Raw genomic sequence first — 13,049 nt, 5'->3', positions numbered from 1 at the left:
CCTACCAGCGCCAGGTGTACGCTTTGCCGGCCTTTGTAGCCAGGTCGTAGTCGGCCGTGGCGCCCGGTACGCTGGCCCCGGCTTGGGCGCCGAAATACGCGCTCTGCTGGTAAAAAGCATTCGCATTGCGGCCGGTGGCGGGCGTGAGGGTGGGGCCGGCGGCGGGCTGGGCGCCCTGGGGCAGCCGCAGGCGCAGGTTGCCCCCTAGGGCCGAGCGCACGGTGAGGCCGGCGAGGCGGCCCTGCTCCCAGCGCAGCGCCACCACCTCGAAGCCGCCGCGGGCGCGCAGGCCGGTGACTGTGCCCGCGGGCCAGGCGCTGGGCAGGGCGGGCAGCACGTGCAGGGCGCCGTCGTGGCTTTGCAGCAGCATTTCAGCCATGCCGGCGGTGCCCGCAAAGTTGCCGTCAATCTGGAAGGGCGGGTGGGCGTCGAAGAGGTTAGGGTAGGTGCCGCCGGCGCCGCCCTTTTCGGGGTCTACGTAGGTGAGCAGCTGGCGCACGAGGCGGTGGGCGTGGTCGCCGTTGAGCAGACGGGCCCACCAGTTTATTTTCCAGCCTTTGCTCCAGCCGGTGCCCTCGTCGCCGCGGGTTTCGAGGCTTTTGCGGGCGGCGGCCAGCAGGGTGGGGTTGGTGTGCGGCGTGATTTCCCAGCCGGGGTACAGGCCGTAGAGGTGCGAGGCGTGGCGGTGGCGCGGGTCGGTTTCGGTGAACTCCTGCGACCACTCCAGCAGCTGCCCCTGGCTGCCCACTTGCAGCGGTAGCAGCCGGGCCGTGGCCGCTTGCAGGCTGTCGCGCAGGCTCGCATCTACGCCTAGGGTAGCCGAGGCCTGCCGCACGCTGGCAAACAGGTCGCGGATGATGGATAAGTCCATGGTGGTGCCCACCGACACGCCCTGCTCGCGGCCGGCGGCGTCCTTAAACTTGTTTTCGGGCGTCGTGGACGGGGCCGTGACCAAGTGGCCTTTGCCATCTTCGACCAGCCAGTCGAGCGAAAACTGGGCAGCCGATTTCATAATCGGGTACGCCCGGCGCAAAAACGCCTGGTCGCCGGTGTAGAGGTAGTGCTCCCAGAGGTGGCGGCACAGCCAGTTGCCGCCCATGTACCAGTTGGCCCACACCGGGTCGCCCTGGCCGCGGTCGCCCACGGGGTTCGACAGGGCCCAGATATCCGAATTGTGGTGCGCCACCCAGCCCCGCGCGCCGTAAAACTCGCGGGCCGTGGTGCGGCCGGTTTGGGCCAGGCCGGGCAGCCAGTCGAGCAGCGGCTGGTGCAGCTCGCTGAGGCCGGTGGCCTCGGCCGGCCAGTAGTTCATCTGGGTGTTGATGTTGATGGTATAGTTCGAGCTCCAGGGCGCGCGCAGCTCCTTGTTCCAGATGCCTTGAAGGTTGGCGGGCGGCCCGCCGGGGCGCGACGCCGAAATGAGCAAATACCGCCCAAACTGAAAGTACAGCGCCTCCAGCCCCGCATCGGCGGCGCCGGCCGTGTAGGCGCGCAGGCGCTCATCGGTGGCCAGGGCCGGGCCGCCGGCGAGGGCCCCGGGGCCGCCCAGCGTGAGTGTGGCGCGGTTGAATAGCGCCTGATAATCGGCCAGGTGGCGGCGGCGCAGGGTTTCGTAGCTGCGGCCGGCCGCCTCGCGCAGGGCGGCGGCGGCCAGCGCGTCTTCGTTCAGGCCCTGGCTGTCGGGGCACTTGTCGAAGCCATTAAACGAGGTGGCGGCGCTCACCAGCAGCACTACTTCGGTGGCGCCGCGCACGTGCAGGCCGGCGGTGTCGGCGGTCACGGTGCCCTGCTTGGTGAGGGCGCGCAGGCGATACTCGAAGCGCATGCCGTTGCAGCCGCTCGTGTCGGCGTACACCTCGGGCGGGCGGCCGGGCCGGTTGTAGTAGCTGGGGTCCACGCGGGCCGGGGCCTTGCCGCGCACCACCAGCTCGGCCGGCGCGGCCGCGGCCACCCGGTAGCGCAGCTGCGAGCGGGTGGCCACGTCAAAGCTCAATTTGCCGGGCTGGCTGCTGGTGAGGCGCAGCACCAGCACCTTATCGGGGGCCGACGCAAACGCTGTGCGCTCGTAGCGCACGCCCCCGGCCGTGAAGCGGGTGGTGGCGGTGGCAGTATTCAGGTCAAGGTCGCGGTAGTAGTCGGCGGGCGCCTGGCCGCCTAGGTCCTGGCGCAGGCGCACGTCGCCGAGCGGCAAGTACGACTCGGAGTACAGGCCTTGCATCTGGCGGGTGAGGCGGTCGGCCCGGCCGTAGTCCTGGTCTTGCAGCAGGGCCTGGCGCACCTGGGGCAGCACGGCCGCCGCGCCGGGGTTTATGCCCGGCCGCGCCGGGCCGCCGCTCCATAGGCTGCTCTCGTTTAGCTGCAGCAGCTCCTGCTCGGCCCCGCCAAACAGCATTGCCCCGAGGCGGCCGTTGCCCAGCGGCAAGGCCTCGACCCACTGCCGGGCGGGCTGCTTGTACCAGAGCTTGCCGGCGGCTGGCGTTTGGGCTTGGGCCGGCCGGGCGGCCAGGCCCAGCAGCAGCGTCAGGCAGCCACCTAGGGCGGGCAGCTGGCGGGCTAGTAGTCGGGGTAGCATCATATTGAAGGTGGAGGTGCTTTGGGGAGAGAAGAGAGAATGGGTAGGCTGGCAGCTAAAAAAACGTTTTAGCTGCCAAGTAGAATTTCGTGAAGTTGCTCAGGAATTCGTTAAAAACAACGTTCGTCAGGCAGCGCGCCGCGAAGTAGCTCGCGTGGCGCAATAATCTTTTCCGCTAGAAAGCGTCACCGCCCGTCATGCTGCGCGTTTGCAAGCGCATGGGGTTACTGCCCCACGCGAGCTACTTCGCAGCGCGCTGCCTGACGGATGCAGTGTGCAAAATTTCCTAGGCAACCGCCATCCGTAAGGCGAATACCCACGACTTTTGCGGCTGCAAAACCCCGCGCCCGCCGCACCTACCTCATCCCGCCCCACGTGACCTGGCCCCAAGCTATCAAACAATTCGACGGCTACCTGCGCCTGGAAAAATCGCTCTCGCCCAACTCAGTGGAGGCCTACCGGCGCGACGTGCGCAAGCTGCACCAGTGGCTGGAATCCGAAAGCCTAAAGGCCGGCCCGCTGCAAGTAACCACCCGGCTGCTGCGCGATTTCCTGGCCACGCTCACCGACCTAGGGCTGTCGAGCACGTCGCAGGCGCGCACGCTCTCGGGCATCAAGGCTTTCTACGAGTTTCTCATCATGGAAGACCTGCTCAAAATAGACCCCACCGACACGCTGGAATCGCCGAAGGCCGGCCGGCACCTGCCCGATACGCTCTCGTACCCCGACATTGAAAAGCTGCTCGGCGTTATTGACCTCAGCACCAACGAAGGGCTGCGCAGCCGCGCCCTGCTGGAGGTGCTGTACTCGTCGGGCCTGCGCGTGAGTGAGTTGTGCGACCTCAAGCTCTCGAACCTCTACTTCGAGCAGGGTTTTATGCGGGTGCTGGGCAAGGGCAATAAGGAGCGGCTGGTACCCGTGGGCCGCGAGGCCGTGAAGCACCTGCACTTCTACCTAGGCGGCGTGCGCCAGCACCTCGCCGTGCAGCCCGGCTACGAGGATATCGTGTTTTTGAGCCACCGGGGCCGGCAGCTTTCACGCATCACGGTGTTTACCACCATCAAGAAGCTGGCTGAGCTGGCGGGTTTGCGCCAAACCATCAGCCCGCACACGCTGCGGCACTCCTTCGCCACCCACCTGCTCGAAGGCGGCGCCGACCTGCGCGCGGTGCAGGAAATGCTGGGCCACATCTCCATCACGACCACCGAAATCTACACCCACCTCGACCGTGACTACCTACGCCAAGTCATCACCGAGTTTCACCCCAGGAGCTAGATGAGGGGATGAGAAGGCAAGAAGGCAAGCGGTTGTCATTGCGAGCGCAGCGAAGCAATCGCACCTGTCGGGAATCCGAACAGCCTGCCCTAGTGCGATTGCTTCGCTGCGCTCGCAATGACAACCGCTTACCCTCTTCACTCTTTTACCCTCTCACCCTTCACCACCTCACTCTCTCACCGCTAAGAATTGAAGCCTCTCTACCGCGCCCTGTTGTGGCTTGTAGTTTTTATGCTGCCGCTGGTGGCCCTTGGGCCGCGCACGTTCATTCTGCTGCACGATAACCTGGAGGCCGAAGTGGTGTGGGCGCACCTGCTGGCCAAGCTGCACCTGGCGCTGGCCCACGGCCCCGGCGCGGTGGTGCCGCCCATCATGAATGGGCTGCCGCGGGCCGCTCTGCGCTCGGGGCTGAGCATCACGATTCTGGTCTTCGAGCTGCTGCCCACGGCGCCGCTGGCCGCCTACCTACTGCACGAAGCCCTGGCGCGCGTGGCGGGCCTGCTGGGCATGTACTGGCTGCTGCGCCGCTACGGCCTGGCCCGGCCCGAGCTGCGCGGCCTGGCGGCGGCCGTGGCGCTGCTGTGGGCAGTGCTGCCGGCCTACAGCATCTTTGGGCTGAGCGTGCTGGGGCAGCCGGCGCTGCTGCGGGCCGCCCTAGGGCTGCGCGATGGCCGCGCCCGCTGGCCCGAGTGGCTGGTCTGCGCGGCGCTGCCGTGGTGGTCGTCGTTTGTGCTGGTGGGGCCGTTTGTGGCGGTGGCGTGGGGGCTGGGCCTGCTGCTCGACCTAGGGCGGCGCGGCCGGGCGGCATGGCCCGCCACGGCGCGCGGGGCGGCCGGGCTGGCCCTGCTGCTGGCCGGCTACGTGGTGGTGGAGTGGCAGCTGTTCTACGGCCTGCTGGTGGCCAAAGCCTTCGTGGCGCACCGCGAAGAGTTCGACTTGGCGCGGCTGGCGCCGGTGGGCCTGGGCCGCGGGTTGCGCGAGGCGGGGCAGCTGTTTTGGCTGGGGCACTACCACGCCAGTCCGTTTTTTAAGGGCGGCATCGTGCTGGCGGTGGCCGTGGGGCTGGGGCGGCTGGTGGGTCCGGCGCGCGGGCAGCTGGGGCGGCAGGTGCTGTGGCTGCTGGCGGCCATTGCGGGGCTGTGCCTGTTGGCGGGGCTGCTGCCGCAGCTGGCCGCGCGGCTGCAAGGCCGGCTGCCGCTGCTGCACGCGTTTTCGCTGGGCCGGTTTTACTTTTTGCTGGCCTTGCCCTGGGTGCTGGTGTTGGTGCTGGTGCTGCGGCAGCTACCCGCCGGGCGGCTGGCCTACGCGCTGCTGGCGCTCCAGTTTTTGCTGGTGCTGGCGGCTAACCCCGAGTTCGTCAACAACGTGCGCGCCCTGGCCGGCCGGCCCAAGGCCGATGCGCCCGGCTACGCCGCCTACGTGGCGCCGGGGCTGCTGGGGCAGGCGCGGGCGCTCATCCAATCCCAAACCGGGCAGCCACCCGCCGCCTACCGGGTGGCGTGCCTGGGGCTGCCGCCCGCCGTGGCGCAGCTCAACGGCTTCTACACCCTCGACTCGTACCAGACGCTTTATCCGCTGGCCTACAAGCACGCCTTCCGGCCGCTCATCGCCGGTGAGCTCGCCAAAAGCCCCGAGCTGGCCACGTACTTCGATGCCTGGGGCAACCGCTGCTACCTCTTTTCGGCCGAGCTCGGGCGCAGCTTCCTGGTGGGCAAGCGGCCGGTGCGCACCGTACAGCACTGGGCCTTCGACGCGGCGGCGTTTCGGCGGCTGGGCGGCCGCTACGTGCTTTCGGCCGTGCGCCTGGCCCGGCCCGCCGAAAGCGGCCTGCGTCTGCTGGGCGTGTTCGAAGACTCGGGCGCCTACTGGCGGCTGCATCTCTACGAAGCTCTGCCTGCTGTTCAGTGATTAGCTGATAGTGGGTGGTGATTAGGTAGTAGTGGGTGGTGGGTAATCAGAATTTTACCGAAACGCTAAACACTACCCACTAACAACTACCCTACGCCGTGGCCGTGCTGGGCGCGGGCAATGTGGGGGCTGGGCTGCGCTGGGCATCGAGCCGCTGGCGGTCGCGCAGCCAGGTGGTGGCATCGGCGAGGTTGGTGAAAAACTGCAATTCAAACTTGCCGGCAAACGGATTGTGCTGCAACAACAGACCTAGGTCGTCTTCGGTGTGGGGCTGGAGCACGTGGGCCACGTAGCGCAGGCCCAGCCGCGTGGCCTGGGGCGCCCAGATATGCTGGAGCCAATCGACCGAATCAAACCACGGCCCGAGTACCTGGCTGTTGTCGTTGAGCAGGTAGGGCACCTGCGTCAAGTGGAGCTGTTGCAGCATTTTGGCCGCCGCGCGCTGGCCGTCGGGGGTGGTCACCACGCCTTTCCAGGTTGCGTGCAGCCAGTGGTCGGTTTCGTTGTATTCGGCGCGGCAGTATTCCCGGCCGTCAGGATGTGAAGAATGGTAGGTAAGCATTAGAAAAATGCAGCAGCGGAAGGCTATTATATAGTAAGCAGTAGGGCGGATAAAAGCTCGAAAGTTATGTTAGTTGACGGGAAAGCCCGGCCTGGGGTTGCTTCGAAACCGCGGCCCGTAGCGTAGATTTGACTTTTACGCTTGCTCCGCGCATGGCCTCTAACAACTATAAAAATTCGACGACTGGCCCGGCGGCTACCAATCGCCCGACCCCCGCCGCGCCCCCCGACAACGGGGCGGCGCGCCCCCGCGGCAATACCCCGCGCCCGGCCACTAGCGCGCCACCCACGGCGGCGCCTGGCCCCGCCCGGCCCGCGCCCGCCGCCCCGCGCGCCCGCGCGGCGGCCGGGGCGCCCGCCCGCCCGGCGGCTTCTCCCAAGCCGCCCCGCGCAGAAGGGCCCCGCCTAGGTTTCGGCAATGTGCTGGCGCTGCTCAAGGACCGGCGCTTTCACCTCCTAGTGGGGTTCAGCTTGCTGCTGGGTTCGCTTTACCTCACCATCGCGTTCACCTCGTTCCTGTTTAGCGGGCGCGCCGACCAGAGCGTGGTGGCCGCCCTAGGTACCATTCCAGTGAAGGAAGCCGGGCAGGAGTCGGGCAACTGGCTAGGCCTGCTTGGGGCCTGGCTCTCAGAAAAGCTCATCTACCGGGGCTTTGGCCTGTCGGCCTACGCTCTGATTCCGATAGTTTTCTTCCTAGGGTACAAAATCGTGTTTCGGCGGGCTAGGGGCTCGGTGAGCTACGTGCTGGCGCTGGGCTTGTTCACGATGCTGTGGACCAGCGCGCTGCTCGGCTACGTGGTGGTGCAGATGGAGCAGCCCGGCACCGACCCCATCGAGGCCCATCGCTTCGACTGGCTCAGCGGCGGCGTGGGCTACGAAATGGCGTTCTGGCTCCAATCGCTCATTGGCTGGGGCACGGTGCTGCTACTGGCCTTTGGGCTACTCATGTTCGTGGTGTTTTTCTTCAATATCACCAGCTTAGACCTTGACTTTGGCCTGGGCAGCAAAGATGAGGAGGATGCCGAGCTAGACGAAGAGTTTGCGCCGCCGCCCGCCGCCGCCGCGGTACCCGCCGCCAAAGCCGCCCGCCCGGCTCCGAAGGAAGTGGCCCCGCTGGCCGAGGCTGAGTACGAAGACGACGCCTCGCTGCTTGACCGCGAGCCCGAGTACGAGCCCGCCCCGCCGCGCCCCAGCGCCCTCAAAGCCCCCGTGCCGCTGGCTGGCCCGAGCTTTGAAATAGCGTCCAGCACTGCCGACGAGCCCGCGCTCGAAGTAGCGCTGACCAGTGGGGTAGGGGGCGCCGCCGCGCTGGCCGCTCCGGCGCTGAGTGCGCCGGTGGTGCTGCCAATAGCCGCCGCGGCCACCGGCCCTGCTTTCTCCTTCGAGTTGCCCGAAGCCGAGCCCGAAGTGGTGGCGCCAATAGTATCGAGCATCCCGACACCGCTCTCGCTGGCCGACCTCGCCGATGCGGATGCGCCGCTGCCCGCCCCCAGCCTCAGGCCCCAGGTACCCAGCACTAGCCTAGAGATAACCGTGCCCAGCCGCGACGACCTCGACCCCAGCGCCGGGGCCGATATCGCGGCGGTGGCCGACGAGGACGAGGACGCCGACCAGATGCCGGACGTCAACTACGACCCCACGCTCGACCTCTCGCGCTACCAGTTCCCGACCCTGGAGCTGCTCAACGACTACGGCGTGGCCAAAGCCCAGGTAACCAAGGAGGAGCTGGAGGCCAATAAGGACCGCATTGTGGAGACCCTAGGGCACTACAATATTGCCATTGCCAGCATCAAGGCCACCATCGGGCCCACGGTCACGCTCTATGAGATTGTGCCCGAGGCGGGCATCCGCATCTCCAAAATCAAGAGCCTGGAAGATGACATTGCCCTGAGTTTGGCCGCCCTAGGTATCCGCATCATCGCCCCGATTCCGGGCAAGGGCACCATCGGTATCGAGGTGCCGAATACTAAGAAGGAGATGGTAAGCATCCGCTCGGTGCTGGGCTCCGAGAAGTTTGCCCGCACCGAAATGGATTTGCCGGTGGCCTTCGGCCGCACCATTACCAACGAAGTCTTCGTGGCCGACCTGGCCAAAATGCCCCACTTGCTGATGGCCGGCGCCACCGGCCAGGGCAAGTCGGTGGGCCTGAACGTGATTCTGGCCTCGCTGCTCTACAAGCGCCACCCCGCCACGCTCAAATTCGTGCTGGTTGACCCTAAGAAAGTGGAGCTCAGTATCTTCAATAAGATTGAGCGGCACTTTCTGGCCAAGCTGCCCGACACCGAGGAGGCTATCATTACCGACACCAAAAAGGTGGTGAACACGCTGAATTCTTTGTGCATGGAGATGGACCGGCGCTACGACCTGCTGAAGGAAGCCGGCTGCCGCAACTTGAAGGAGTACAACCTCAAGTTTGTGGAGCGGCGCCTGAACCCTAAGAAAGGCCACCGCTTCCTGCCGTTTATCGTGCTGGTAATCGACGAGCTCGCCGACCTCATGATGACGGCCGGCAAGGAAGTGGAAACGCCCATTGCGCGCCTCGCGCAGCTGGCACGCGCCATCGGTATTCACCTCATCGTGGCCACCCAGCGCCCGAGCGTAAACGTGATTACGGGTATCATCAAGGCCAACTTTCCGTGCCGGATTTCCTTCAAGGTGACCAGCAAAATCGACTCGCGCACCATTCTCGACACCGGCGGGGCCGACCAGCTCATTGGCCAGGGCGACATGCTGTTTTCGGCTGGCTCGGACCTCATTCGGGTGCAGTGCGCTTTCATCGACACGCCCGAAGTAGACCGCCTCTGCGACTACATTGGTGAGCAGCAGGGCTACTCCGACGCTTACCTGTTGCCCGAAGTGGCCGGCGCCGACGGCGACGAGGGCAGCGGCCAGGACGAGATGGACCCCAGCGAGCGCGACTCCATGTTTGCCGAGGCCGCCCGCTGCATCGTGCTACATCAGCAGGGCTCCACCTCGCTCATTCAGCGCAAACTTAAGCTCGGCTACAACCGCTCGGGCCGCCTCATGGACCAGCTTCAGCAGGCCGGTATCGTGGGCCCGTTTGAGGGTAGCAAGGCCCGCGCCGTGCTCATCCCCGACGAGTATCAACTCGAGCAGCTGCTGAACACGATGAAATAATTCAGTCATCGGTTATCAATTGGAAGGGCCTGTCTGCATTAGTAGACAGGCCCTTCCAATTGATAACCGATGACTGATAATTGATAACTGACACTTTGGCCTTGCTTTTGCGTATCAGGCTCATCCGGCTCCAATCAGCTGGGTTTTTACCTCTATATGACGCAGAAATTTTCCCTGCTGGCCCTGGCCGCTACCCTAGCCCTGCCCGCCGCCGCGCAGCAAGACCCGAAAGCCGGTAAAATCCTTGACGCCGTGAGTGCGAAGTACACGGCCCTCAAGTCGTTTCAGGCTGGCTTTACCCAAACCCTGGAAAACCCCGCCGCCAAGCTCAAGCAGAACATCAACGGCGAGGTGACCGTGAGCGGCCAGAAATACCACCTCAAGGCCAACGGCCAAGAGGTGCTCAACGACGGCAAAAACACCTGGACCTACCTCAAAAACGAGAACGAGGTGAACGTGTCGGAGTCGGACCCCAACAACCAGGACATGTCGCCCACCCAGATGTACAGCATGTACAAGAAGGGCTACAAATACACCTACGTGAAGTCGCTCAAGGATGCGGGCGTGGCCAGCGACCTCATCGAGTTGTCGCCGGATAGCAAGACGAACGACGTGTTTAAGGTGCAGCTAATTGTGGGCACGGCCGACAAAGCCATCCACAGCGTGAAAACTTTTAAGAAGAACGGCACGCGCACGACCTTCACCCTCAAGAACTTCAAGCCCAACGTGCCCGTTGCGGCCAGCACCTTTGCCTTCGATAAAGCCCAGTATCCCGGCGTGAAGGTGGTGGATTTGCGGTAGGTAACCCCTAGGGTGCCTACTTACTTAGTAGCCAGCCTTTAGGTGCGAATTTTCGAAACGCCCTGCTTCAGTCCGAAGCGGGGCGTTTTACTTTTACGGAGCGCTACCGCCGGCAAATTGCCCGGGGTTTTTATTTTCCTGATGAAAGAAGATTTCCTCCACTACGTCTGGCAGCACCAGTACTTCGATAAGAGCGACTTGCGCACCACCGGCGGCGAGGAAATCCAGGTGCTGCGGCCCGGCCAGCGCAACGCCGACGCCGGTCCCGATTTCCTCAACGCTCGCCTACGTCTGGGCGAGGTAGAGTGGAACGGGGCCGTAGAAATCCACCTGCGCGCCAGCGACTGGCAGCGCCATAACCACCAGACCGACAAGAAGTACGACCAAGTGGTGCTGCACGTGGTGCACCAGGCCGACGCCGACGTGCACCGCACCAACGGCAGCCTCATTCCGGCCCTGGCGCTGGCCCCGCGCCTCGCGCCCGACCTGCTGAGCCGCTACGAAGCCCTGGTGCAGGCGCCATCGGCCGCGCCGCTGCCTTGCGCCCCGCTGCTGGGCCAGGTGCCGATGCTGGTGCGCACGATGATGACCGAGCGGGCGCTGCTGGAGCGCGTAGAGCAAAAAGCCGACGTGATTGCCGCGCTGCACCAGCACCTGGGGCAAGACTGGGAAGCCACCGCCTACCACGCCCTGATGGCGGCTTTCGGCTTTCAAAAAAACAGCGAGCCCCTGGCCCGCCTCGCTAAGGCGGTGCCGCTGCCCCTGGTGCGGCGCCACCGCCACGACCAGCGCCAACTCGAAGCCCTGCTGTTTGGGCAGGCCGGCATGCTGATTGAAAACGACGAGACGGCCGCGGATGAGTACTTGCACGACCTGCGGCAGGAGCACGCGTTTCTGGGTCACAAATACGACCTAGGGCCCACTGCGCTGGCCGCCCACGAGTGGAATTATTTAAGGCTCCGGCCCGCCAACTTCCCGGCCGTGCGCCTGGGGCAGCTGGTGGGGCTGCTGCACCGCCGCCCCGCGCTCTTCGATGCCCTGCTCACGGCGCAGAGCGTGGTAGCGCTCGGCGAGTTTTTTGCCGGCGCGCCGGCCCCGGCGTACTGGCAGCAGCACTTTCGGCCCGGCCGGCCGGGCAAGGTGCCGGGCCTGGGTAAGAGCAGCATCGAGCTGTTAATCATCAACGTAGTGGTGCCGCTGCGCGTGGCCTACGCCCGCCACACCGGCCAGCCCGACCTCGTAGAGAGCAGCGTGGGCCTGCTGAGCGAGCTGCCGGCCGAGCACAACCAGTACACCGACCTCTACCAGGACCTGGGCTTTGAGCACCGCACGGCGGCCGACTCGCAGGGCTTGCTGGCCTTGCACAAGGGATACTGCCAGCCGCGGCGCTGCCTGCACTGCGCCATCGGGGGGCGGCTGGTGGGCGGCGAGCCAGCGCGGCTGCGCGCCAACCGATGAAGCTGGCCGTTGCCCTGCTGCTGAACCTAGGGCTACTAGTCACCCTAGGGTGGTGGCTGCGCCGCGAGTACCGCCGGGCCGGGCCGGTGCTGCGGCGCTGGCTGCTGCCGGCGCTGGTGCTGCGTGTGGTGGCTGGCACGTTTCAGCATAGCTCCGACGCGTACTTTTTGCACGCCTGGGGGCAAGGCTTTACGGCGCAGTTCTGGATGCGGCCGGCGGCGGGCGGGCTGGCCTTATGGCAGGGCCACCAGGTCTGGTACGGGCCCCACACCTGGAGCGTGTATCGCTGGTCTAACGCCTTATTCGTCAGTAAAATACTGGCTTTGCTGAACTTCGTGACGCTAGGTAGCTTCTGGCTAGCTGGCGTGTACCTGAGCTTAGGGTGCTACGTGGCCTGCTGGGGGCTAGTGCGCACGCTGCGCCAGCTCTGGCCCGCGGCGCCCGTGGGGGCCGGGGTCCTAGCTTTTTTGCTGTGGCCTTCGGTGGTGTGGTGGTCGGCGGGCATCACCAAAGAAACGCTAGTGCTGGGCAGCGGGGCGGCGCTGGTGGCGATGCTACTCAACAGCCTCTACTACCGGCTGCCGGCGGCTGGGTGGCAGCAGCTGGGCTGGTGGGGGCTGCTGCTGGGTCTAGGGTGGCTGCAGGTGCGGTTGCGTTATTTTTTCGCGCTGCCGTTGCTAGGCAGCTTGCTGGCCCTGGTGGGAGTGGTGCGAGCCGAGCGGCGTGGCTGGCTGCCCGCGGGGTGGCGGGCGCAGGGGCTCGGGCTGCTGGCGGGGGTGGCGCTGGCCGGGCCGCTGGTAGTGGCAGCAGGAGGGGAGCCGGTATCCAAAGCCTTCGTAACTAGCCAGCTTTGGGGTAACTACCTGCACGGCGTGGCCACCTCCGCAGGCCGGCCACATCTAGAATACCCTGGCTTGCAGCCCACGCTGGGTAGCATGGCCAGTCACTTTCCCGTGGCCGCCGCCCAAACCTTGGTGCGCCCCTGGCTGGGCGAGTCGGCGGGGCTGCGGTACGTGGGTGTGGGCCTCGAAAACCTGCTGTTGCTCGGGCTGCTGGTACTAGCCACCACCGCCGTGGTGCGCGGCCGGCCCGGTCGGCTGCCGGCGGCCCTGGTGCTGACGCTGCTGCTGTACTGCGTAGTGCTGGCCGGCCTCATCGGCCTGAGCACCCCCAACCTAGGGACGCTGCTGCGCTACCGCACGGTACTGCTGCCGTGGCTGCTGTGGCTGTTGCTGCAAAACGACTACGCCCGCCGCCTGCTGCGGAGGCTCGGGCTCGGCGACTGAACCGGGAGGCCCCTGGGCGGGTTGCGTTACACTGGTTACTGCTGCACGTA

The 13,049-nt window shown here is 65.8% G+C and carries 8 protein-coding genes; 6 read left to right on the top strand and 2 right to left on the bottom strand.

Going from position 1 to position 13,049, the window contains the following annotated elements; translation table 11 throughout:
• Position 1: 1 nt before the first annotated feature.
• On the bottom strand, positions 2–2,575 hold the full coding sequence (locus ACFSDX_RS11760; RefSeq protein WP_382313625.1) for a glycoside hydrolase family 95 protein: 2,574 nt from the start codon (positions 2,573–2,575) through the stop codon (positions 2–4).
• Positions 2,576–2,947: 372 nt separating this feature from the next.
• Between ACFSDX_RS11760 and xerD the strand changes: the two genes are divergently transcribed.
• Together xerD and ACFSDX_RS11750 are read left to right on the top strand one after the other, a co-directional pair.
• Positions 2,948–3,847, top strand: a complete 900-nt coding sequence (xerD, locus tag ACFSDX_RS11755) for a site-specific tyrosine recombinase XerD (RefSeq protein ID WP_382313624.1) — start codon at positions 2,948–2,950, stop codon at positions 3,845–3,847.
• Between the two features lie 189 nt (positions 3,848–4,036).
• Complete coding sequence (locus tag ACFSDX_RS11750) at positions 4,037–5,755, top strand: DUF6044 family protein (RefSeq protein WP_382313623.1); 1,719 nt, start codon at positions 4,037–4,039, stop codon at positions 5,753–5,755.
• Between the two features lie 91 nt (positions 5,756–5,846).
• On the opposite strand, the gene ACFSDX_RS11745 is transcribed toward ACFSDX_RS11750, so the two are convergent.
• Positions 5,847–6,317: a hypothetical protein gene (locus ACFSDX_RS11745; RefSeq protein WP_382313622.1), complete on the bottom strand. Its 471-nt coding sequence runs from the start codon at positions 6,315–6,317 to the stop codon at positions 5,847–5,849.
• 152 nt (positions 6,318–6,469) lie between these two features.
• Here ACFSDX_RS11745 and ACFSDX_RS11740 point away from each other — a divergent pair, with 152 nt between their 5' ends.
• From ACFSDX_RS11740 to ACFSDX_RS11725, 4 genes are all read left to right on the top strand, one after another.
• Positions 6,470–9,454, top strand: coding sequence for an FtsK/SpoIIIE family DNA translocase (locus tag ACFSDX_RS11740; RefSeq protein ID WP_382313621.1), 2,985 nt, complete (start codon positions 6,470–6,472; stop codon positions 9,452–9,454).
• Positions 9,455–9,610: 156 nt separating this feature from the next.
• Entirely contained in the window at positions 9,611–10,255 is a 645-nt protein-coding gene (lolA1, locus tag ACFSDX_RS11735) for an outer membrane lipoprotein periplasmic chaperone LolA1 (protein ID WP_382313620.1), read from the top strand.
• A 141-nt stretch (positions 10,256–10,396) separates the two neighbouring features.
• A complete protein-coding gene (locus tag ACFSDX_RS11730; RefSeq protein ID WP_382313619.1) occupies positions 10,397–11,713 on the top strand; it encodes a DUF2851 family protein in 1,317 nt (438 codons plus the stop codon).
• Complete coding sequence (locus tag ACFSDX_RS11725) at positions 11,710–12,999, top strand: hypothetical protein (RefSeq protein WP_382313618.1); 1,290 nt, start codon at positions 11,710–11,712, stop codon at positions 12,997–12,999. Before ACFSDX_RS11730 ends, ACFSDX_RS11725 begins: the two co-directional genes overlap by 4 nt.
• Positions 13,000–13,049: the final 50 nt, after the last annotated feature.

Origin of the sequence: Hymenobacter bucti (genome assembly GCF_042681145.1) — a bacterium.
Taxonomy (GTDB): domain Bacteria; phylum Bacteroidota; class Bacteroidia; order Cytophagales; family Hymenobacteraceae; genus Hymenobacter; species Hymenobacter bucti.
This window is presented reverse-complemented; position numbering and strand designations above follow the sequence as displayed.

Excerpts from the sequence above, each read along its gene's own strand:
- ACFSDX_RS11760 (WP_382313625.1), bottom strand. The coding sequence starts at position 2,575 with ATGATGCTACCCCGACTACTAGCCCGCCAGCTGCCCGCCCTAGGTGGC.
- ACFSDX_RS11745 (WP_382313622.1), bottom strand. The coding sequence starts at position 6,317 with ATGCTTACCTACCATTCTTCACATCCTGACGGCCGGGAATACTGCCGC.
- ACFSDX_RS11740 (WP_382313621.1), top strand. The coding sequence starts at position 6,470 with ATGGCCTCTAACAACTATAAAAATTCGACGACTGGCCCGGCGGCTACC.
- lolA1 (WP_382313620.1), top strand. The coding sequence starts at position 9,611 with ATGACGCAGAAATTTTCCCTGCTGGCCCTGGCCGCTACCCTAGCCCTG.
- ACFSDX_RS11730 (WP_382313619.1), top strand. The coding sequence starts at position 10,397 with ATGAAAGAAGATTTCCTCCACTACGTCTGGCAGCACCAGTACTTCGAT.
- ACFSDX_RS11725 (WP_382313618.1), top strand. The coding sequence starts at position 11,710 with ATGAAGCTGGCCGTTGCCCTGCTGCTGAACCTAGGGCTACTAGTCACC.